General features: G+C 60.0%; 19 protein-coding genes. 16 read left to right on the top strand and 3 right to left on the bottom strand.

Going from position 1 to position 22,542, the window contains the following annotated elements:
* Positions 1–98 precede the first annotated feature (98 nt).
* From BK665_RS02720 to BK665_RS02660, 12 genes are all read left to right on the top strand, one after another.
* The gene (locus BK665_RS02720; RefSeq protein ID WP_123402730.1) at positions 99–2,450 is read left to right on the top strand and encodes a TonB-dependent receptor; all 2,352 of its coding nucleotides are present in this window, start codon (positions 99–101) and stop codon (positions 2,448–2,450) included.
* Positions 2,451–2,661: 211 nt separating this feature from the next.
* A complete protein-coding gene (locus BK665_RS02715; protein WP_123402729.1) occupies positions 2,662–2,988 on the top strand; it encodes a hypothetical protein in 327 nt (108 codons plus the stop codon).
* Between the two features lie 371 nt (positions 2,989–3,359).
* A complete protein-coding gene (locus BK665_RS02710; protein WP_123402728.1) occupies positions 3,360–4,175 on the top strand; it encodes an energy transducer TonB in 816 nt (271 codons plus the stop codon).
* Positions 4,176–4,220: 45 nt separating this feature from the next.
* Positions 4,221–4,946, top strand: coding sequence for a MotA/TolQ/ExbB proton channel family protein (locus tag BK665_RS02705; RefSeq protein ID WP_123402727.1), 726 nt, complete (start codon positions 4,221–4,223; stop codon positions 4,944–4,946).
* Position 4,947: 1 nt separating this feature from the next.
* Positions 4,948–5,349 carry an ExbD/TolR family protein gene (locus BK665_RS02700; RefSeq protein WP_003220570.1) on the top strand — a complete coding sequence of 134 codons (402 nt, stop codon included), beginning with the start codon at positions 4,948–4,950 and terminating at the stop codon, positions 5,347–5,349.
* 290 nt (positions 5,350–5,639) lie between these two features.
* Positions 5,640–6,221 (top strand): alpha/beta hydrolase, encoded by a 582-nt coding sequence (locus BK665_RS02690; protein ID WP_123402726.1) that lies wholly within the window; start codon positions 5,640–5,642, stop codon positions 6,219–6,221.
* A gap of 53 nt (positions 6,222–6,274) precedes the next feature.
* Positions 6,275–7,207, top strand: coding sequence for a sigma 54-interacting transcriptional regulator (locus BK665_RS02685; protein WP_123402725.1), 933 nt, complete (start codon positions 6,275–6,277; stop codon positions 7,205–7,207).
* Between the two features lie 192 nt (positions 7,208–7,399).
* The gene (locus BK665_RS02680; RefSeq protein WP_123402724.1) at positions 7,400–8,197 is read left to right on the top strand and encodes a MetQ/NlpA family ABC transporter substrate-binding protein; all 798 of its coding nucleotides are present in this window, start codon (positions 7,400–7,402) and stop codon (positions 8,195–8,197) included.
* A 609-nt stretch (positions 8,198–8,806) separates the two neighbouring features.
* Entirely contained in the window at positions 8,807–9,472 is a 666-nt protein-coding gene (locus BK665_RS02675) for an amino acid ABC transporter permease (protein WP_123402723.1), read from the top strand.
* Positions 9,453–10,112: an amino acid ABC transporter permease gene (locus tag BK665_RS02670; protein ID WP_123402722.1), complete on the top strand. Its 660-nt coding sequence runs from the start codon at positions 9,453–9,455 to the stop codon at positions 10,110–10,112. The genes BK665_RS02675 and BK665_RS02670 overlap by 20 nt, the downstream gene beginning before the upstream one ends.
* Entirely contained in the window at positions 10,109–10,891 is a 783-nt protein-coding gene (locus BK665_RS02665) for an amino acid ABC transporter ATP-binding protein (RefSeq protein WP_123402721.1), read from the top strand. The genes BK665_RS02670 and BK665_RS02665 overlap by 4 nt, the downstream gene beginning before the upstream one ends.
* Positions 10,888–11,769: a transporter substrate-binding domain-containing protein gene (locus tag BK665_RS02660; protein WP_123402720.1), complete on the top strand. Its 882-nt coding sequence runs from the start codon at positions 10,888–10,890 to the stop codon at positions 11,767–11,769. The genes BK665_RS02665 and BK665_RS02660 overlap by 4 nt, the downstream gene beginning before the upstream one ends.
* Positions 11,770–11,887: 118 nt before the next feature.
* On the opposite strand, the gene BK665_RS02655 is transcribed toward BK665_RS02660, so the two are convergent.
* Entirely contained in the window at positions 11,888–13,048 is a 1,161-nt protein-coding gene (locus BK665_RS02655; protein WP_123402719.1) for an AAA family ATPase, read from the bottom strand.
* A gap of 243 nt (positions 13,049–13,291) precedes the next feature.
* Between BK665_RS02655 and BK665_RS02650 the strand changes: the two genes are divergently transcribed.
* The 4 genes from BK665_RS02650 to BK665_RS02630 all read left to right on the top strand — a co-directional run bounded on the left by BK665_RS02650 (position 13,292) and on the right by BK665_RS02630 (position 20,987).
* A complete protein-coding gene (locus tag BK665_RS02650) occupies positions 13,292–14,395 on the top strand; it encodes an efflux RND transporter periplasmic adaptor subunit (RefSeq protein ID WP_123402718.1) in 1,104 nt (367 codons plus the stop codon).
* Positions 14,392–15,459, top strand: a complete 1,068-nt coding sequence (locus tag BK665_RS02645; RefSeq protein WP_123402717.1) for an efflux RND transporter periplasmic adaptor subunit — start codon at positions 14,392–14,394, stop codon at positions 15,457–15,459. The genes BK665_RS02650 and BK665_RS02645 overlap by 4 nt, the downstream gene beginning before the upstream one ends.
* Positions 15,456–18,509: an efflux RND transporter permease subunit gene (locus BK665_RS02640; RefSeq protein WP_123402716.1), complete on the top strand. Its 3,054-nt coding sequence runs from the start codon at positions 15,456–15,458 to the stop codon at positions 18,507–18,509. The genes BK665_RS02645 and BK665_RS02640 overlap by 4 nt, the downstream gene beginning before the upstream one ends.
* Before the next feature lie 231 nt (positions 18,510–18,740).
* Positions 18,741–20,987, top strand: coding sequence for a glycoside hydrolase (locus BK665_RS02630; RefSeq protein ID WP_123402715.1), 2,247 nt, complete (start codon positions 18,741–18,743; stop codon positions 20,985–20,987).
* Between the two features lie 86 nt (positions 20,988–21,073).
* Here BK665_RS02630 and BK665_RS02625 read toward each other — a convergent pair whose 3' ends face one another.
* Positions 21,074–21,703, bottom strand: a complete 630-nt coding sequence (locus BK665_RS02625; RefSeq protein ID WP_123402714.1) for a class I SAM-dependent methyltransferase — start codon at positions 21,701–21,703, stop codon at positions 21,074–21,076.
* A 177-nt stretch (positions 21,704–21,880) separates the two neighbouring features.
* The gene (locus tag BK665_RS02620; protein WP_123402713.1) at positions 21,881–22,225 is read right to left on the bottom strand and encodes a DUF6124 family protein; all 345 of its coding nucleotides are present in this window, start codon (positions 22,223–22,225) and stop codon (positions 21,881–21,883) included.
* Between the last annotated feature and the right edge of the window lie 317 nt (positions 22,226–22,542).

Below are 22,542 nucleotides of genomic sequence, written 5' to 3'. Positions count from 1 at the left end.
CTCTTATGCAGTAAATCTTTGTAAAAACATAAAAAAATAACTTAAAAGAATATGCATTGTTGAATGTCACTGCGTTTTTTTTGACCAGGAGCCGCCCCATGAGTCCGTTGAACCTTGCCTCGCCCCTCTCGCCCCGACGGCTCAAACGCCTGCCCCTGGCCCTGTTGCTGGCGGGGAGTGCCCAGGCTTATGCGGCTGACAGCACGACGCCGGAAGCGGCGCCCGCTGGCAAAACCACCGCTGACAGTTCGCAACTGGAAACCGTGACCGTCACCACCCGCCGTCGCGAAGAAAGTTCGCAAGACGTGCCGACGCCGATGAGCGTGGTCAGCGGCCAGGCCCTGGAAACCCAGCGGGTCTATCGCATCCAGGATTTGCAGCAACTGGTGCCCAGCGTCAACGTCGCCTACATGCATGCACGTCAGTCCAGCGTGTCGATTCGTGGCCTCGGTAACAATCCGGCCAGTGACGGTTTGGAAGGCAGCGTCGGGCTCTACATCGACAACGTTTACCTCGGGCGGCCGGGCATGGCGGTGTTCGACTTGATGGACATCGAACAGCTCGAAGTCCTGCGCGGTCCGCAAGGCACGTTGTTCGGCAAAAACACCACCGCCGGGGTGATCAACATCAACACCCGCGCGCCGTCGTTTACCCCGGAGCGCAGCATCGAAACCTCGGTGGGCGAGGACGGTTACTTCCAGACCAAGGGCACGATTTCCGGGCCGTTGAACGACGAACTCGCCGGGCGTTTTTCCGCGTATCGCAGCCGCAGCGATGGTGACATCAAGAACGAGTTCAACGGCCATGAGTTGAACGGCGGTTCTCGCGAGGGCTTGCGTGGGCAGTTGTTGTTCAAGCCCAACGAGTCGTTCAACCTGCGCTGGATCGGTGATTACAACGAAGAGGATTCCAGCGCCGGCACCCGTGTGCTGTACAACACCGGGCCGACCATCAATGGCGTCAATCTCTACGAATCTCGGGCCGCTGCGGCGGGGGCGACGCTGGTCAATGGCTCCCACCGCAAGGTCAACCTCGACAACGATCAACACGTCACCGTGCATCAGGGCGGTACGTCGGTGGAGGCCAACTGGACCTTGCCGAGCGACTTCACCCTGACCTCGATCAGCGCCTATCGCTGGTGGAATTTCACCCCGCGCAACGACGATGGCCTGAACGTGCCGGCGAGCTACAACGCCGGGGTCTCGGTGGAAGATAAGCAGTACTCGCAAGAGTTTCGTCTGGCGTCGCCCAAGGGGGAATTCTTCGATTACGTGCTCGGCGCCTACTACTTCGGCTCGGACCTGGACAACAAATCCTTCGCCTATTACGGCCCGCAAGCGGACATCTGGAACGGCACGCCCCGTGGTGCGCTGGCCAACGTCGATAGCGTCGGCAACGGCCATATCGAAACCAACAGTTTTGCGCTGTTCGCCCAAGGCACTTGGCACCTCACTCCACGGCTGGACTTCACCGCCGGGGTGCGTGGCACCTATGAAGAGAAAAACGCATGGGTGACGCGAGATGCGCCACTCGGCGGCGCGGCGGTGACGGGCGCGGCGGCCACCGCCAGACGCGGTCGCGCCGGGGCTTATGACTCCGGGGATTTGAATCAGTACAGCTCCAGCCCTTCAGGCTTGCTGAACCTGAGCTACCGCTTCACCGATGACTTGCTCGGGTACGCGACCCTGTCCCACGGCGAAAAATCCGGCGGCGTAAACCTCGTGGTCGGTTCCGCACCCACCGCAGGCGCTGACTCGTTGCTGATCGGCACCGAGCGCGCCAACAACGCCGAACTCGGTTTCAAAAGCACCCTGTGGGACAAGCGCCTGCAACTTAACGCCAACCTGTTCTGGACCCAGGTCAACGCCTACCAGACCAACGCCTACGACGACGTCAACCGCGTGCAATACCTGACCAACGCCGGCTCCGTGCGCTCTCGCGGCGTGGAAGTCGAAAGCACGATCATCCCGTTGCGCGGCCTGACCCTCAACCTCAACGGCTCCTTCAACGACGTCAGCTACCTCTCCTATAAAGATGCACCGTGCCCGCCGGAAGTCAGTTTGCAGCCCGGCGCCCCGGCCTCTTGCGACCTCAGCGGCCACCAAGTGGTCGGCGCCTCGAAATGGATCGGCAACGCCAACGGCGAATACAAATGGAACCTGAGCAACGGCTTCGAAGAGTACGTCACCGCCAGCTACGCGTTCCGCTCCAAAGCCGTGGGTACGGTGGAGGATTCCGACTACGGGCAGATCCCGAGTTATGCCGTGGTCAACTTATCCACAGGCCTGCGCGGCGACTTCAATCAGGGGCAGTGGGATGTATCGCTGTGGCTGAAAAACGCGTTCGATAAAACCTACTACACGACGCTGTGGACCGGTGGTAACGGCGGTTATGAAGGCTTGCTGGGCACGCCTCGGACTTTGGGGCTGACCGGTCGCTATGACTTCTGAGCCGGCTTAGTCTTCATGGAAGTAACGTTTGAATTTTTCGGAATAACTTATAAAGACTCTGCATAGTTGATATCGCATTTTTGTCGAACAATAAGTGTGTTTTGCCGTGGACAACAAACGATTGTCGAACCATGCTCAGTTTCGTGAGTTTCCAGGAGGAAACTTGCTCTCATCGGAAGACACTTATTTAATAGATAAAGGAAGTCGAACCATGTCGAGCATTAATGGTACTTACGTAAACTCGAACTCTGGCGCCAAACTGGTCATTACCGATGGTAATGACTCGAATGGCACCTTCAGCGGCAAGCTGAGCCAGGGCGGGGTGAACTACGATGTCGCTTATGGGCACTATCACTTCCAGAACAGCACCGGCCAACCGACCATCATCACCCTCACCGGGCTGAATGACGGCACCGGTTATCAAGCCTGGACACTGTTCTCGCCGGATCACAATTATTCCCGACTACGGGCCGCGGGCTCGCGCACTAACTTCGATGGTGATGTCGTGACGTTGGGGGGTGAATTCCTCAAGCAATAAAACATTGCTGTAACGAACAACAGGCTGATGCATTGAACATGCATCAGCCTGTTTTTGTTTGTGGGCGATATACGCTGTAGTTAGTTGTAATGCCTACTACTTTCCTCATAAATCGATGCTTTCCGAGAATACTTTCAATGCTTGAAAAGCATCGTTTTCCCGACGCTCCGCTGTAAGCCTTGTACGGCGTGGCTTTGACGAATTTGACTACTTTTCATATTCGATCTGGATCTATCCATAACTTCAAAGATTACTTTAAGAGATAAGCGTCTGGCCCAATGATTGGCCTGTCGATACGCCTCGCGGGGGATTCAGTGCGGGTGTGTCGCGTTTTTTGTAGAGATCGCAAAGAGACCGCAGGGAGTTAATCAATGGGCAATGTCCAGACCGCCGCCGGCGCACAAGAGGTGCTCTGGCGCCAGGCGCCGAGTGGCGAGTTGGTCGACCTCGGCCGGGTGCATCGCGTGCCGTTGGGTCAGTTGCGTTTGCAGCGGGCGCCCAAGGGCATCCTGAGCCGGCGCGAGGCGATCCTGCTCGGCGTGCTGGCGTTGCTGGTGCATGGCGCGGTGATCTATTGGGTCAACCAGCAACCGATCAAAGAACTGCCGATCGTGCCGCCGGAAATTCCGCCGATGACCATCGAGTTCTCGCGCCCGGCGCCACCCGTGGTCGAGCCGCCACCGCCGCCACCTCCACCGGTTCAACAGGTGGTCGAGCCTCCGCCGCCGGTGGAAGACGAACTGGCCGTGAAGCCGCCACCACCCAAACCGATTCCTAAACCAAAACCGGTCGCCAAACCTGTACCGAAGCCGGCACCTAAAGCCGTTGAACAGCCACCGGCGCCGCCACAACCGACAGCGCCGGTCGCCGCTCCAGCACCGCCCGCGCCACCAGCGCCTGCACCGGTGACTCCGGCCTCGGCCAACGCCGCGTACCTGAAGAACCCGGCGCCGGAATACCCGTCCCTGGCCCAGCGTCGCGGTTGGGAAGGCACGGTGTTGTTGCGGGTGCATGTACTCGCCAACGGCAAGCCGGGTGAGATCCAGATTCAGAAAAGCAGTGGTCGCGATCAGCTCGACGAGGCCGCGCTCAACGCGGTGAAACGTTGGAGTTTCGTGCCGGCCAAGCAAGGTGATGTCGCCCAGGATGGTTGGGTCAGCGTGCCCATCGATTTCAAGATTCATTAAACCGAAACCAATTTCGCGCAAAAAATTTACACGAGGGAATACATCATGACGTTACTGGCCTCTCCACTTGAATCCATCGAAAGCGCGGTGATTTGGCTGCTGGTGGTGTTTTCCGTTGCCACCTGGGGTTTGGCATTGCTCAAGGGCGTGCAGTTCGGTCGCCTGAAAGCCCAGGATCGCAAGTTTCATAAACAGTTCTGGGCGGCGTCGAGTCTTGATTCGGCGGCGGAGTTGAGCGAGACCCAACCGGGTGCTGCGGCCCGCGTGGCCCAGGCCGGTTATGCGGCGATCCAGGTTGGTGAGGCGCCGGCCACGAATGATTTGAGCCAGGCGATCAACCATCAGGATCGTCTGGAGCGTGCCTTGCGTCAGCAGATCGTCCGCGAGCGTCGTTCGCTGGAAACCGGGCTGGCGGTGGTTGCGAGTATCGGCAGCACCTCGCCGTTCATTGGTTTGTTCGGCACGGTGTGGGGAATCATGGAAGCGTTGAAAGGCATCAGCGCGGCGGGTTCGGCGAGCCTCGAAACAGTCGCCGGGCCGATTGGTGCAGCGCTGGTTGCGACCGGTGTGGGTATCGCCGTCGCGGTGCCGGCGGTGCTGGTTTACAACTACTTTTTGCGTCGTTTGAAACTGACGGCGGCGGACCTGGATGACTTCGCCCATGACTTCTACAGCCTGGCGCAGAAGAGTTCGTTCCGCCTGTTGATTCACCCGACCTCGCACAAAGTAGTCGCCCAGGGCGGCGCGCAGAAAGTGAAGGAGGCGTCCTGATATGGCCTTCTCCACGCAAGACAGCGATGAGGTGCTGAGCGAGATCAACGTGACGCCGCTGGTGGATGTGATGCTAGTGCTGCTGGTGGTGTTTATCGTCACCGCACCGCTGCTGACCAACGCGATCCCGATCAACCTGCCCAAGACCGAGGCCGTGGCCCCGGTGGAGCAGAAAGACCCGCTGGTGGTGAGCATCGACGGCGCGGGCAAGTTGTTTATCAACAAGGATGAAATCCAGCCGGACTTGCTGGAGTTCAACCTGAAATCGGCGAAGGCCAAAGACCCGGAAGTGCGCGTGCAATTGCAGGCCGATGACGGGGTGAACTACGGCGAAGTGGCGCGGGCCATGGCGTCGATCGAGCGGGCGGGGATTACCAAGTTGTCGGTGATTACCGCGCGTTAACAGATTTCAAGTTTTCCGGGGCCGTCTCCTTGGCAGGGTGCGGCCCTTTTTTTATTCCGCGAAAGATACCACCCCGCCAAACCCTGTGGGAGCGGGCTTGCTCGCGAATGCGGTATGTCAGTCACTATCAATGTTGTCTGATCCACCGCTTTCGCGAGCAAGCCCGCTCCCACAAGGGATCGTCTCTATATTCAATTAAGGTCTTAATAAATAGCTTCTTATTCCTTAACGAATATAACTCTCGTCCCTATACTCGATCAGGAACAGACACGCAGCAGGAGAGCTCCCCCATGCGCAACGAATCAATTCGCTACCTGATTGTGCCGGGCTGGCAAGGATCGCCAGAAGATCATTGGCAAACACATTGGCAGAACAGCCTGCCAAACAGTGCGCGAGTAGAGCAGGCCGATTGGCTGACGCCGCGCCGTGAAGACTGGGTCGCGGCGCTGGCCGAGGCGATTGCTGCCGACAGCACGCCGGTGATTCTGATCGCCCACAGCCTGGGTTGCATCACTGTCGCCCATTGGGCCGCCACGGCGCCCGTGCAATTTTTGCGTCAGGTGCGTGGGGCTTTGCTGGTCGCGCCCGCCGACGTCGAACGCCCGGCCTGCTCGCCGGCCCTGCGTAACTTCGCACCGATTCCGACCACGTTGCTGCCATTCCCGAGCCAGGTCGTCAGCTCCGACAACGACAGCGCCGTCAGTGCACCCCGTGCGCTGGAACTGGCGCGCAACTGGGGCGCCGAGGCGGGCATCCTGGCAGGTGCCGGGCATATCAACGTCAAATCCGGTCACCAGCGTTGGGAGCAGGGTTTTGCCTATCTCTATCGCCTGCAAAACCGCATGGAGCATCACGCCCTGCGCCGCGCCTGATTTCTATTTTTTCAACGCCCCCGTCTCCCGGCGGTTTTGGGCGGGAGTCTGCCATGAGTTTTGAAGCCTTCGGTCAGCCGCTGCTGACCTTCCCCGACGCCGAAAAAAGCCCCCTGAGCATCCGTGCCAAAGCGCTGGTGTTCGTCGATCCACGCTCGCGGCAGTTGCGCCAGGAATTGGAGCAACTGGCGCCACGCGCCATTTCAGTATTGATTCGTGGTGAAACCGGCAGCGGCAAGGAATTGCTCGCACGGCACATCCACCGCGCCAGTGATCGCGGTGGCTTGTTCGTGTCGGTCAATTGCGGCGCGATCAGCCCGACCTATGCCGATGCCGAATTGTTCGGTTATGCCGCTGGCAGCTACACCGGCTCGGCCAGCAGTCGCGCCGGTTGGTTCGGCTCGGCGAATGGCGGAACGCTGTACCTGGATGAGATTGGCGACTTGCCGTTGCCGATCCAGATCAAATTGCTCTCGGCGCTGGAAAACCACGAAGTCACCCGCGTCGGCGCACACCAGCCGAGCCCGGTGGACGTGCGCCTGGTCGCCGCCACCAGCATCGACCTGGCCCAAGCGGTGGCGGCCGGGAAATTCCATGAACGGCTTTATCACTACCTCAGCGAAGGTCAGCTCGAATTGCCGGCGCTGCGCGAGCGAGTGGGGGACATCCTGTCTCTGGCTGAGTACTTCCTGGGCATCTACAGCCAACGCCTGGACCTTCCAGTGCCGCTGATCAGCGAAGCCGCGCAACAGGTGCTGGAGGCCCATAGCTGGCCGGGCAATACCCGGGAGCTGGAGAACGTCATTCACTTTGCGCTGCTGGTCAGCACCGGGGATGAGATCCTGCCGGAGCATTTGAATTTGCCGGAGGTGCCTGCTTCGTTGCTGCAAATCGAGCGACAAATCGCGCAAGTCAGCAAAAGTGGCACGGCTGCCGAACGCTCGGCTCTGAAGGACCTCCTCGAAAGCCTGAGCCAAACGCTGTAACCCCTGTGGGAGCTGGCTAATGTGCGGGCCAGAGCTGTATGAACAAAATGGAATATCAAAGTGAATAAAAGATATTGTTCGGGAATAAAAAATCCCGGTATTGTCCGCTTCACGCCAGCGATAGCACTTCACTGGCACACGTACTAATTAGCCGTCGCCACTGGCGACCGTGATTTTCGATAAGGACACTGCATGAAAAAGGTTCTGTTGTTCACCGCACTGGCGGCTGCCCTGACTGCAAGCCTGGCCCAGGCCGGCGAGAAACTGGTGGTTGCGGCGACCCCGATTCCACACGCCGAGATTCTGGAACTGATCAAGCCAACCCTCGCCAAAGAAGGCGTGGATCTGGAAATCAAGGTTTTCACCGACTACGTTCAGCCGAACGTGCAGGTTGGCGAGAAGCGCCTGGATGCCAACTACTTCCAGACCCTGCCGTACCTGAACAGCTTCAACGAAGGCAAATACAAAGCCGACAAGGATAAGTATCTGGTCACCGTGATCGGCGTACACGTTGAACCGTTTGGCGGCTACTCGAAGAAATACAAATCCCTGGCCGAACTGCCAGACGGCGCGACCATCGCCATCCCGAACGAAGGCAGCAACAGCGGCCGTGCCCTGATCCTGCTGCAGAAGGCTGGCCTGATCGAGTTGAAAGACCCGAAAAACGCGGTCTCTACGCCGAAAGACATCGCCAAGAACCCGCACAACTTCAAGTTCAAGGAACTGGAATCGGCCCTGCTGCCGCGTGTACTGGACCAGGTTGACCTGGACATGATCAACACCAACTACGCGCTGGAAGCCAAGCTGAACCCGACCAAAGACGCGCTGATCATCGAAGGTGCAGATTCGCCTTACGTGAACTTCCTGGTCGCCCGCAAGGACAACCAGAACAGCGACGCCATCCAGAAACTGGCCAAAGCCCTGACCAGCCCGGAAGTCAAAGCGTTCATCGAGAAGAAGTACAGCGGCGCGGTACTGCCGGCGTTCTGATTTGACGCAGCTTTAAACCCCTTCAAGGTTTCAACGCCGACGGCTAACACTAGCGTCGGCGTTTTTGCGTGCCTGCACGAAACCCCTGTAGAAGGGGGGGTACTCACACCGCCGACCCTCCTGTGGGAGCGGGCTTGCTCGCGAATGCTGTGTGTCAGCAACATCAATGTCGACTGACACACCGCATTCGCGAGCAAGCCCGCTCCCACAGGGATTTGGGTGGACCGGGGGATTTAGGCCGCCTGCGCCTTCAACGCCCTGCGCAACGCCACCAGCAATTTCACGATGTCCTGCGGGTCCAGCCGCTGCGGTGCTTTTACGTCAGCCACTTTTCTCTTCCTTGTGATGGTTTGGCCGGGAGTGTGGCCAAAAGCTGCGGGTCCTTGGAGGGTTTTCCGGAAAAAAAGATCCTTCCTACAGCGCCAAGGAAAATAGTCGTCTTCCGTTGCCGCCGCAAATCCACGGGATAGTTTTTTGCGTGATATCAATATGCTTTAACGGTATTTAAATTCTTCTTTTTATACCTTTAAAGTCGGTGCCTGCCGGGTGGTTATCCACCGCCCATGGACTGCACCACCGTCGCTTACCGAGCGACGTCCAGGATGTTCAATGACCTTCGATTACGCTTTTATCCTCAGCACCCTGCCGGCGTTTCTCAAAGCCGTGGGCGTGACGCTGCAGGTTGGTTTCATAGCCATCGGCACCTCGCTGCTGGTGGCGCTGATCAACGCGACGATCCTAGTGTTCCGCACGCCTTACCTGCAGCGCCTGGTCGGGTTGTATGTGGAACTGGCGCGCAACACCCCGCTGCTGATCCAACTGTTCTTCGTCTACTTTGCCCTGCCGGCGCTGGGCATCAGCGTTTCCGGGTTTGCGGCGGCGATCATCACCATGACCTTCCTCGGCGGCGCCTACCTCACGGAAGTGCTGCGGGCGGGGGTGGATGCGGTGCCACAAGCGCAACTGGAATCGGGCCGCTCCATCGGCTTGTCCCACGGCCAATTGCTGCGCTACGTGATCCTGCCCCAAGCCGGGATCCTCAGCCTGCCGTCGCTGTTCGCCAATTTCATTTTCCTGCTCAAGGAAACCACCGTGGTCTCGGCGGTGGCGGTGCCGGAGATTCTCTACACCACCAAGAGCTACATCGCGCTCTACTACAAAACCTACGAAATGCTCGCCGTGCTGACGCTGATTTGCGTGCTGCTGTTCTTGCCGCTGTCGCTGTTGCTCGGCCGTCTGGAAAGGAGGCTCCAGCATGGCCAGTTCGGGTCTTGAGTTGTTGTGGGTGTCGTTGCCGCAATTGGGCAAGGGCGCTGCGCAAACCCTGTCGATTTCCTTCCTGAGCATCGCCATCAGCACCGTCGGCGGCGTGCTCTACGGCGTGTTGCGCACGCTGAATTCGAAATGGCTGAACGCGGTCCTGCGGGTTTACCTGGAACTGTTCCGGGCGATTCCGGTGCTGGTCTGGTTGTACCTACTGTTTTTCGGCCTGCCGATTTTCTTTGGCCTGAGCATTCCGAGCTTCTGGTGCGCGGTGCTGGTGCTGTCGCTGTGGGGCGCCAGCGAGGTGGGCGAAGTGGTGCGTGGCGCGTTGCTTTCATTGCCTCGCGGCCAGCGTGAGGCGGGGCTGTCGATTGGTCTGGATGGCCCGCAACTCTATGGCTACGTGCTGCTGCCCCAGGCGTTGAAACGCATGACGCCGCCGACCATCAACGTCTACACACGAATCATCAAGACCAGTTCCCTGGCGGTGCTGATCGGCGTGGTGGACGTGATCAAGGTCGGCCAGCAGATCATCGAACGCACCTACGAATCAGTGCTGATTTACGGCGCACTGTTCCTGTTTTTCTTTTTCATCTGCTACCCGCTCTCGGCCGCCTCGCGCGTGCTGGAGCGGCGCTGGACGCAAGCATGAGCGCATTGATCGAGTTCAAGGGTTTCAACAAGTTTTTCGGCGAGCAACAAGTGCTCAACGAGATCGACCTGAGTGTGAAATCGGGTGAAGTCATCGTCATCCTCGGCCCCAGCGGCTGCGGCAAAAGCACCTTGCTGCGCTGCCTCAACGGCCTGGAAGTGGCCCACAGCGGCAGCCTGACCTTCAACGGTCGCGAGTTGCTGGACAAGGGCACCGACTGGCGCGACGTGCGCCAGCAGATCGGCATGGTGTTCCAGAGTTACCACTTGTTTCCGCACATGAACGTGCTCGATAACTTGCTGCTCGGTCCGGTCAAAGTGCAAAAGCGTGATCGCCGCGACGCCCGCGCCCAGGCCGAAGCGCTGCTCGAACGCGTCGGTCTGCTGGACAAGCGCGACGCCTTCCCGCGCCAGCTCTCCGGCGGCCAGCAGCAACGCATCGCCATCGTCCGCTCGCTGTGCATGAACCCTAAAGTGATGCTGTTCGATGAAGTCACCGCCGCCCTCGACCCGGAAATGGTCAAGGAAGTGCTGGAAGTGATTCAGGGCCTGGCCCGTGAAGGCATGACCCTGTTGATCGTCACCCACGAAATGGCCTTCGCCCGCGCCGTGGCTGACCGCATCGTGTTCATGGACGCCGGGCGCATCCTCGAACAAAACCCTCCCGAGCTTTTCTTTACGAACCCGCAAACCGCACGAGCGCAGCAGTTCCTGGAGAAATTCTCCTACGTCGAAGCCCTGCCCAAAAAGACTCAAACAAAGGAACTGGAACTGCTATGAAAACTGCCAAGTCTTCACTCTTTTTACTGCCGCTGCTCGGCCTCGCACTGCTGGCCGGTTGCAACAAATCCGAAGAAGCGCCCAAGCCAAAAGTCGCCAGCGAAAGCGCCGCGCCGGGCAGCTACCTGGACAAAATCAAGGCCCGGGACAAGTTGATTGTCGGCGTCTTCACCGACAAGCCGCCGTTCGGTTTTGTCGATGAGGCCGGGCGCTATGTGGGTTTTGATACCGACATCGGCCGTCAATTTGCCAAGGATTTGTTGGGCGATGAAAACAAAGTCGAATTCGTCGCGGTGGAGCCGGCCAGCCGGATTCCATTCCTGCAAAGCGACAAGGTTGACCTGATCCTGGCCAACATGACCGTCACCCCGGAGCGCAAGGAAGCGGTGGAATTCACCAACCCGAACCTCAAGGTTGCGGTGCAGGCCCTGGTGCCACAAGGCAGCTCGGTGAAAAACCTCGATGACCTGGCAACCCGCACCACCATCGTCACCACTGGCACCACCGCTGATATCTGGCTGACCAAGAATCATCCGGACTGGAAACTGCTGAAGTTCGAGAAAAACTCCGAGTCCCTGCAAGCCCTGGCCAATGGTCGTGGCGATGCTTACGCCCAGGACAACCTGGTGCTGTTCAGCTGGGCCAAGCAAAACCCTGGCTACCGCGTGCTGGCCCAGACTTTGGGCGCCGAAGCACCGATTGCGCCAGCGGTGAAGAAGGGCAACATCGAACTGCGCGACTGGGTGAATACCGAGTTGGCGAAGTTGGGTGAAGAGAAGTATCTGCTCAAGCTGTACGACCAGTACGTGCGTAAAGAACTGAGCGATGACACCAAGCCTGAGAGCGTGATTGTCGAGGGCGGGAAGTGGCAGGGTTGATGCTCTGACCGATGCGGTGATCTTTCGAGCGCCTTCGCGAGCAAGCCCGCTCCCACAGGAGTTAGGTGATCCCCTGTGGGAGCGGGCTTGCTCGCGAAAGCGGTCTATCTGACGCCGCTCAATCCGGCCAATTCCACGCCGGCTCATCCAGCATCCGTTGCCCGACGATCCCGGTCTGGCCCAGGGTCTTCTCCAGCACAATGCAATTGCACTCCGGGTCTTGCTGCAACGCCGAGATCAACCGTCGGGCATGGGACACCACCCACACCTGGCACTGTTCGGACGCACGGATGATCAGCCGCGCCAACGCCGGCAACAGGTCCGGGTGCAGGCTGGTTTCCGGCTCGTTCAGCACCATCAGCGATGGCGGCCGGGGCGTCAGCAGTGCGGCGACCAGCAGCAGATAACGCAACGTGCCATCCGACAATTCCGCCGCCGACAACGGCCGCAACAACCCTTCCTGATAAAACTCAATCGCAAACCGTCCACCCTGCAACGGCGCGATGTTCAAGCGTGCGCCGGGAAACGCATCGCTGATGGCTGCTTGCAACGCCTCGGGATCGCCGATTTCGCGGATGGTCTGCAACGCCGCCGCCAGGTCACGACCGTCGTGGTGCAGCACCGGCGTGCGTGTACCGAGTTGCGGTTGGCGTACCGGTGCGTCGGCGTCGCTGCGAAAGTGATCGTAGAAGCGCCAGCGGCGGATGAATTCGCGCAAGTGCATGACTTCCGGGGAGGTGCGAAAACTGCCGACCTGATCGAACAGGCTGTCGAAATTCGGCGTGTGTTGCGCCAGCACATCCCAACTGCGCCCCTCACGGGCGCGAATCATCGGGCCTTCGCGGTCCACCAGCAGGCTGGCGGGGCGGTAGACGGGGCCGGACCAGATGCATTCCTTTTTGATTTCCGGGTCGAGGGAAAAGTAAGACAGGGTCTTTTCCGGCAGCCCAAGGGCAATCGAATAGCTGAAGTCTTCACCAACAAACCCCAAGCGCAGGCGTTTGACGCCCTGGCGCACGGTGGCCTCGATTGGCACTTCACCGTTGCGCATGCGTCGGCTGATGGTTTCCGGCCCGGCCCAGAACGTCGAATCCAGTCCGCCCTCACGGGCCAGGGCATTGACCACCCCGCCCTGAGCGGTTTCCGCCAACAGGCGCAAGGCGCGGTAGAGGTTGGACTTGCCGCTGCCATTGGGGCCGGTAATCAGGTTCAACCGACCCAGCGGGATTACCAATTTATTGATCGAGCGGTAATTGGCCACCGCGAGGGTTTTGAGCATAAGAGCTTCCTGCTGCATAGGCGGCCAGTTTGCCTTATTGTCGGCCCCATGGAGATCCCCTGTGGGAGCGGGCTTGCTCGCGAAAGCGGTCTGTCAGTCAACATCTCTATCGACTGACGCGGCCTCTTCGCGAGCAAGCCCGCTCCCACAGGGTTTGCAGCAAACCCATGCAGGCGTGGAACCCTGTTCTAAGCTCACAGTCGTATCGTCACTGGCACGTTCGTACAACGCAAAGGAGTCTGCATGGCGGGTCCCGGATTGAAAATAATGATCGGCCTGAGCCTCCTTGCGACGCTGGCCGGCTGTGGCGATAAAAAACCGGTCGAGAAAGACCTGCCGCGCGTCTTCGTGCAAGCGGTGAAACCCGCGGATTACGCCGCTTCGGTGACCCTCACCGGCGACGTCCAGGCCAGGGTGCAGACCGAGTTGTCGTTCCGCGTCGGCGGCAAGATCATCCAGCGCATGGTTGATGTCGGTGACCGGGTATCCGCCAAGCAAGTGCTGGCCAAGCTCGATCCGAAAGACCTGCAGACCAACGTCGATTCGGCTCAGGCCCAGGTCACCGCCGAACAGGCCCGGGTCAAGCAGACCGCCGCCGCGTTCGTGCGCCAGCAAAAACTCCTGCCCAAGGGCTACACCAGCCAAAGCGAATTCGATGCGGCCCAGGCTGCGTTGCGCAGCAGCCAGAGCGCCCTGACCGCCGCCCAGGCACAACTGGCCAACGCCCGGGAACAACTGAGCTACACCTCGCTGATTTCCGAAGCGCCGGGCATCATCACCGCGCGCCAGGCCGAAGTCGGCCAAGTCGTGCAAGCCACCGTGCCGATCTTCAGCCTGGCCCGGGACGGTGAGCGCGACGCCGTGTTCAACGTCTACGAGTCGCTGCTGGCCGCGCCGCCCTCGGACAAATCGGTGGTGGTCAGCCTGCTCGATAACCCGGCAATCAAAACCACCGGCACCGTTCGGGAAATCACCCCGGCGGTGTCCGCGCAAACCGGCACCGTGCAAGTCAAAGTCACCCTCAACGGCTTGCCCGACGGTATGCAACTCGGCTCTGTGGTCAGCGCAACGGCCAAGAGCCCGGGTAAATCCGCCGTCGAACTGCCCTGGTCCGCCCTGACCAAAAACCTCAGCGACCCGGCCGTATGGCTGGTGGACGCCGAGGGCAAGGCGCAACTGCACAATGTCACCGTCGGTCGTTACCTGACCGGCAAAGTCATCATCAGCGGCGGCCTGGAGGGTGGTGAAAAAGTCATCATCGCCGGTGGCCAGTTATTGCACCCGGGAATGAAAGTGGAAATCGCCGAGAACACTTACAAGGATCTGGCACCGGGAGCCGACCAATGAAGCGCCTGATGCTGTTGACCACCGGTTTGCTGCTGGTCGCCTGCTCGAAAGAAGAGCCACCGCCGGAGCCGGTACGGCCGGTGCTGTCCATCGAAGTCAAAGCGCTGAACGAGGAAAGCCTCGGCCGTTTCGCCGGCAGCATTCAGGCGCGCTACGAAAGCAATATCGGCTTTCGCGTGCCGGGCCGCATCGCCAGTCGTAACGTCGATGTCGGCAACGAAGTGGAGAAGGGCGCCTTGCTCGCCACCCTCGACCCCACCGATCAGCAGAACCAGTTGCGCTCCGCCGAAGGCGACCTGGCGCGGGTCCAGGCGCAATTCATCAACGCCCAGGCCAGCGCCCGACGTCAGCAGGAACTGTTTGATCGCGGGGTCGGTGCCCAGGCGCAACTGGACATCGCCCAGACCGACCTGAAAACCACCCAGGCCTCCCTCGACCAGGCCAAGGCTGCGGTGGATCAAGCCAAGGACCAACTCAACTACGTGCAACTGCGGGCCGATCACAAAGCCGTGGTCACCGCGTGGAATGCCGAGGCCGGGCAAACGGTCACCGCCGGCCAACAAGTGGTAACCCTGGCGCAACCGGACATCAAGGAAGCGGTGATCGACCTGCCGGACACTCTGGTCGATCAACTGCCAACGGACGTGGTGTTCCAAGTCGCCGCGCAACTGGACCCGAGCATCACCAGCACCGCGACCATCCGCGAAATCGAACCCCAGGCCCAAAGCGCGACCCGTACCCGTCGCGCCCGCCTGACCCTGGCGGATACGCCGCCAGGCTTTCGTCTCGGCACGGCGATCAGCGTCACCCTCAGCTCGGCGATCAAACCGCGCCTCGAATTACCGGTCAGTGCGTTGCAAGAAGTCGATGGCAAAACCCGAATCTGGGTGATCGACCCGCAAAACCAAACCGTTTCCCCACGGGACGTCAGCCTGATCAGCCGCACCGATTCAACGGTGGTGCTGGCCGATGGCGTGAAGTCCGGCGAGCGGGTGGTCAGTGCCGGTGTGAACAGCCTGAAGCCTGGGCAAAAAGTCAAAGTCGACGAGGGCAGCCCACAATGAAAGGGAGTTTCAACCTATCCGAATGGGCCCTCAAACATCAGTCGTTCGTCTGGTATTTGATGTTCGTCGCGCTGCTGATGGGCGTGTTCTCGTACATGAACCTGGGCCGCGAGGAAGATCCCTCGTTCACCATCAAGACGATGGTCATCCAGACCCGCTGGCCCGGCGCGACCCAAGAGGAAACCCTCAAGCAGGTCACGGATCGCATCGAGAAAAAACTCGAGGAACTCGATTCCCTCGACTACGTGAAAAGCTATACCCGACCCGGTGAGTCCACGGTCTTCGTGTACCTGCGCGACACCACCAGCGCCAAGGACATCCCGGAAATCTGGTATCAGGTGCGCAAGAAGATCAACGACATTCGCGGCGACTTCCCCAAGGGGCTGCAAGGGCCGGGGTTCAACGACGAGTTCGGTGATGTGTTCGGTTCGGTGTACGCCTTCACCGCCGACGGTTTGTCGATGCGCCAGTTGCGCGATTACGTGGAACAGGTTCGGGCGGCGATCCGCGATGTACCGGGGTTGGGCAAGGTCGAGATGGTCGGCGAGCAGGATGAAGTCCTGTACCTGAACTTCTCCACGCGCAAACTCGCGGCGTTGGGCATCGATCAGCGCCAAGTGGTGCAGAGCCTGCAATCGCAAAACGCCGTGACCCCGGCGGGTGTGATCGAGGCCGGGCCGGAGCGGATTTCCGTGCGCACCTCCGGGCAGTTTGCCTCCGAGAAAGACCTGGCCGACGTCAACTTGCGGCTCAACGACCGCTTCTATCGTCTCGCCGACATTGCCGACATCAGCCGTGGCTACGTCGACCCGGCGACCCCGCAATTCCGTTTCAACGGTCACCCGGCCATTGGCCTGGCGATTGCGATGAAGAAGGGTGGCAACATCCAGGAATTCGGTAAGGCCCTGCACCAGCGCATGACCGACCTGACCGCCGACCTGCCAGTGGGCGTGGGCGTGCACAACGTCTCTGACCAAGCCGACGTGGTGGAAAAAGCCGTGGGCGGCTTCACCAGTGCGTTGTTCGAAGCGGTGGTGATCGTGCTGATCGTCAGCTTCATCAGCCTCGGCGTGCGCGCCGGGTTGGTGGTGGCGTGCTCGATTCCCCTGGTGCTGGCGATGGTCTTCGTCTTCATGGAATACAGCGGCATCACCATGCAGCGGATTTCCCTCGGCGCGCTGATCATCGCCCTCGGCCTGTTGGTGGACGACGCGATGATCACCGTGGAGATGATGGTCACGCGCCTGGAAATGGGCGAGACCAAGGAACAAGCCGCGACGTTCGCCTACACCTCGACTGCTTTCCCGATGCTCACGGGGACGCTGGTGACAGTAGCCGGGTTTGTGCCGATTGGCTTGAACGCCAGTTCCGCCGGTGAGTACACCTTCACCCTGTTCGCGGTAATCGCCGTGGCGATGCTGGTGTCATGGGTGGTCGCGGTGCTGTTCGCCCCGGTGATCGCGGTGCACATCCTCAGCACCAATGTGAAGCCGCACTCCGCTGAGCCGGGCCGCATCGGTCGGGCGTTCAATGGCGGCATGTTCTGGGCCATGCGCAACCGTTGGTGGGCGATTGGCATCACCATCGGCTTGTTCGTGGCGTCGGTGTTTTCCATGCAGTTCGTGCAGAACCAGTTCTTCCCGTCCTCGGACCGCCCGGAAATCCTCGTCGACCTCAACCTGCCGCAAAACGCCTCGATGGACGAGACGCGCAAAGCCGTGGACAAGCTCGAAGCGACGTTCAAGGACGACCCGGACATCGTGCGCTGGAGCACTTACATCGGCGAAGGTGCGATCCGTTTCTACCTGCCTCTCGACCAGCAATTGCAGAACCCGTACTACGCGCAACTGGTGATCGTCAGCAAAGGCCTGGAATCGCGCACGGCCCTGAGCCAGCGTTTACGTGAACGGCTGCGCAAAGATTTTGTTGGCATCGGCAGCTACGTCCAGGCCCTGGAAATGGGGCCTCCGGTGGGGCGGCCGATCCAGTACCGGGTCAGCGGCAAAGACATCGATCAGGTGCGCAAACACGCGATCGAACTGGCCACTGAACTGGATAAAAACTCCCACATCGGCGAGATCATTTACGACTGGAACGAGCCGGGCAAAGTCCTGCGCATCGACATCGCCCAGGACAAGGCGCGGCAATTGGGGCTGTCGTCGGAAGACGTGGCCAACCTGATGAACAGCATCGTCGTCGGTTCGCCGATCACCCAGGTGGACGACGATATCTACCTGATCAATGTCGTCGGCCGCGCCGAAGACGCCGAGCGTGGTACGCCGGAAACCCTGCAGAACCTGCAAATCGTCACGCCGGGCGGCACCTCGATTCCGCTGCTGGCCTTCGCCACCGTTCGCTATGAACTGGAGCAACCGCTGGTGTGGCGCCGCGACCGCAAACCGACGATCACCATCAAGGCTGCGGTGCGCGACGAGATCCAACCGACCGATTTGGTGAAACAACTGCAACCGACCATCGACAAATTCGCCGCCGGTTTGCCGGTGGGTTACAAGGTCGCCACCGGTGGCACCGTCGAGGAAAGCGGCAAGGCCCAAGGGCCGATTGCCAAGGTTGTGCCGCTGATGCTGTTTTTGATGGCGACCTTCCTGATGATCCAGTTGCACAGCGTGCAGAAGCTGTTCCTGGTGGCCAGCGTCGCGCCGCTCGGGCTGATTGGTGTGGTGCTGGCGCTGATCCCGACGGGCACACCGATGGGCTTCGTGGCGATTCTCGGCATCCTGGCGCTGATCGGCATCATCATCCGCAACTCGGTGATTCTGGTGACGCAAATTGAGTCGTTGGAGAAGGAAGGCGTTGAACCGTGGGATGCAGTGGCGCAGGCGACGGAACATCGTCGCCGGCCGATTCTGCTGACGGCGGCGGCGGCGAGCCTGGGGATGATCCCGATTGCCCGGGAAGTGTTCTGGGGGCCGATGGCCTACGCAATGATTGGCGGGATCATCATTGCGACCTTGCTGACGCTGCTGTTTCTACCGGCGCTGTACGTCGCCTGGTACAAAATCCGCGAGCCGAAGAAAGAAGCGCAGTAAGCACAAACCCTGGGGGAGCGGGCTAGCTCGCGAAAGCGGTTCAACATTCAGCATCGCTGTTGTCTGACCCGACGCCTTCGCGAGCAAGCCCGCTCCCACAGGGAAATGCGGCTAACTGTAGGAGCGAGGCTTGCCCGCGAAGGCGTTCTACAATTTCCCAACATTTTACTGACCGACATTTGTGTCCCGGTTGCTTACCCTCCCTGCTCTTGACGCAGAAGGGACACCCCAATGCCGCCTCATCTTCGCAATCTGTTGCTGATCTGCACCTTACTGTTCTCGCCTTGGGCCCTGGCCGAAATCGTTCTGGAAAACCCGCAATGGCGTGTCGAACTCGACCCTGCGACGTTGGCGATTCGCGCTACGCCAGCACAGGCGCAAACGGTTCAGGCCTCTGCGGGTGTCGCCGCGCACAAGGTCAGCCATGTTGTGCAAACCAACGACCGCATCGACTGGCAATGGGACGACGGCACCTGGACCCTCAGCGCCAGCCTCGATCAGCGCGATCTCTCCCTGTCCATCACCGCCCGCGATCCGGGTGAACTGATCTTCCTCAAACAACCGGGCAGCGCCATGGGCAAAGGCCTGATCTGGCCCCTGGCGGAAGGGCATTACGTACCGGCCGGCGATCCGCTGTGGCAATCCTTTCTGCTCGATCAGGGCGAGTTCAACACCACCCAGGACCTGAGCCTGCCGCTGTGGGGCGTCGATCACGGCAGTTTCACGCTGAACTGGCTGCTGACCAATCCCTACAACAATCGCATGACCTTCAGCGCCGAGGGCAAGACCCTGGCGCTGGCCGCCCGTCATGAATTCACCTCGCTTGAACCCGGCATGCCGCTGACCTTCACGCTGTCGTTGGGTGATGCCGACCCGCTGGCCGGCGCCAAGCGCTATCGGCAATGGCTGATCGACAACGGGCAATACGAATCCTTGAACGACAAACTGCTGAAAACCCCCGATGCGAAAAAGCTGTTGGGGGCGAGTCATGTCTATTTGTGGGGCAACGACCTGCTCGGTCCAGACGATGTGCGCAGTTGGCCGGCATTGTTGAAACTGCTGCGGGGCCCGGGTGCATTGGCCAGCGAATTACGCGACAGCTTCGACGCTGAAACCCGACAGATCCTGAACCGCGCCCAACCGCCCCTCGACCGTTATCAGCAAACCACGTTGCTGCGCAGCCTCAATGGTGCGCTCAACCAAAAGGCGCGAAGTGGCTGGCAGGCAGTCGCCGAGCCGGACATGCAAAAACTCGCTGACGGGTATGGCCGGCTGCGCACGGAAGTGGCTAAAGCCTTTGCCGAAGCGTTGACCCCGACCCCTGAACGTTGGGGCAGCACCTTGTCGCGGAGAACGTTTGAGCAGTTGCAAGCCGCTGGCTTATCGCGCTTGTGGTTGGGGCTCGGCGAGGGCTGGGAGGGCGGCCTCTGGCATCCCGAAGCAGTGCGCCAAGGCGTGGCGGCCGGATATCTGGTGGCGCCTTACGACTCCTACGAAACCGCGTTGACCACCACTGAAAATCCCGACTGGACCACCGCACACCTCGGCTCCCGCGCCAACCTTGAGTGTGCGATTGTCCTGAACAGCGGCGTGTTCAAAAGCGGTTTCCAGCAGTCCGGGCATTACACCGATCCGCGCTGTGTGCGGCCGTTGCTTGAGGCGCGAATCCGCGCCGTGCAGGCGAAGGCGGGGTTCAACAGCTGGTTTCTCGATGCCTACGCCACCGGGATGGTCTTCGACAGCTATCGCCCCGGCGCCAGCATGACCCAAGCGCAAAATGCCGAAGGCAATATCGACGCTTCGCGCTGGGTCAACGAGACGTTGCAACTGCCGGCGGGCTCCGAGGACGGCAACGCCACCACGGCGCGGGGCGTGCTGTTTGCTCACGGCATGCAGACCCCGGTGATCGGCTGGGGCGATCCGGACATGAGCAAGAACCCCAAGTCGCCGTATTACCTGGGTCGCTGGTTTCCCAATGAAAGGCCCCAGGTTTTCTTCAAAACCGTACCGCTCAAGGAACCCTATCGCACCGTGCACTTTGCTCCGCAGACACGCTTGCCGCTGTATCAAGCGGTGTTTCACGGTTCGGTGATCACCACCCATCATTGGTTGTTCGATAGCCTGAAGTTGAGCAATGTGCGGGCGGAGAATGAACTGATGCAGTTGCTCTATAACGTGCCACCGCTGTATCACCTGAGCGCAGATACGTTGCAGCAGCGGTTGCCGGTGATTGCGCGGCAGGATGATTTTTTCCGGCCGCTGCACGAACGACTGGCGACTGAAGCGATGACGGATTTTCGTTGGTTGACGGAGGATCGCCTGGTGCAGCAGACGACGTTTGCCGATGGCACGCGGTTGGTGGCCAATTTCGATAAGCGCGAGCGTGAAGTGGGAGGCCAGGCACTGGCTCGACAGAGTATCTCGGCGTTTGGTGTGGACGGGACGTCGGTGAACTATCAGATTTCTTCGGCGCCCTGAACACCTTCGCGGGCAAGCCTCGCTCCTACAAGAGCACCGCGGTCAACTGTAGGAGCGAGGCTTGCCCGCGAAGGCGTCGGCACTGGCTACACAGGCTTACGCCAAACACTCGCCAACCAAGGCTGCTGCTCCAAAGGCAACCCCGCCGGGCGGTAGTAATGCTCCAACTCCACAAACCCGGCCTCGGTCAGCAATGCCTGCCACGCCTGCAAATCGTGATAAGCCCCATACCGTGGCCCATTCCAGCCTTCCTGGTTTTCGCCACGGGGATTGGAACTGAACAACACCCCACCCGGTTTCAACGTGGCGTGCAGTTGTTTCAACACCCGAGGCAATTCCTGGCGCGGGATGTGAAACAGCACCGCGTTGGCAAAAATCCCGTCAAAGCGCTCCGCCGGCAGATCCAGCTTCAGAAAATCCTGCTGCCAGACCTCGCAACCGCTGTCCTCCCGGGCCATCTGCGCAAATTTCTCCGAACCGTCGAGGCCGACGGCGGTGTGGCCCATGCGCGTAAAAGTCTGCAAGTCCCGCCCCGGCCCGCAGCCAAAATCAAGAAGGCTGAACGGCGCCTCACCCTGGATGTGCCGCAGCAAGGCATCGATGTTCTGGCTCACATCGTGATCACGCGTCCCTTCGCGAAAACCTTCGGCCACCGAGTTGTAATGGCCCAGGGTGGTGGCGGTGATTTTCTGGAGGTCGTCGGGGGTCTGTTTCATGGGGGGCTGCGCAGGCAATGGGGATTTGCCGAATATACGCCATCAATCTGGGGGCTGCTTCGCAGCCATTCGCGGGCAAGCCTCGCTCCTACAGGTTTTGTGTCGATTCTCGATCCTGCGATCGACACAAAACCTGTAGGAGCGAGGCTTGCCCGCGAAGGCGATATCACTGACGACTCAGCCCTGTTTCATCCCCAGGCAATCAATCGAACGATCAGTCATCGCTTTGGCAATCTCCAGCAAATGCCAAACCGAAAACACCATGGCACGTTCTGCTCCTTTGAGCTGGTCACCGCACTGATACGCCGTGACTGAGGCACAACGCAGCAAATCCGCGACGTAGAGTTGGGTGTCTTCAAAGCTCACATCGTCACTGACGTTGTAGAAACGCAGTTCATCGGGGGCCGAAGGCTGTTCGCCGGTGAGGTAGAAATCGATTGCACGATAGAGCGCGGATCGGTCTCTGAGCGGGGCGTCGGTTTCAGGTGCGTTGGAGGGTGGATCGGGAACGGATCTTTTCATGGGCGTTGCTCCTATTGGTACAGAGGAGCCGTCACTCTTCGCCTACTAAACGTTGGGTGGCGGCTGTACGCAGGTTAGTAGGCCGGTCAATAGGAAAACCGGTGCACCCGAAGATGCCCCACGCACAGCCACCATATTCAGCATCCGGCAAAGTGCCGAACATGAGCATGAATGCTATGCGCCTATTGTTCCGGGCTACTAAACCCGATCACTGATGAGCAGTGACGGGCCGAAGACTAGTCACCGGATTTGGCAGGCGCAAGCGTGCGAAATGATCTAGGAAATGTCCTGCAAATGAAAGGGAACGGGCCTGCTGG

It is taken from the genome of Pseudomonas frederiksbergensis (assembly GCF_003732665.1).
Classification (GTDB): domain Bacteria; phylum Pseudomonadota; class Gammaproteobacteria; order Pseudomonadales; family Pseudomonadaceae; genus Aquipseudomonas; species Aquipseudomonas frederiksbergensis_G.
The sequence above is the reverse complement of the archived record's forward strand: the minus strand, read 5'-3'. Positions and strand labels throughout refer to the sequence as shown.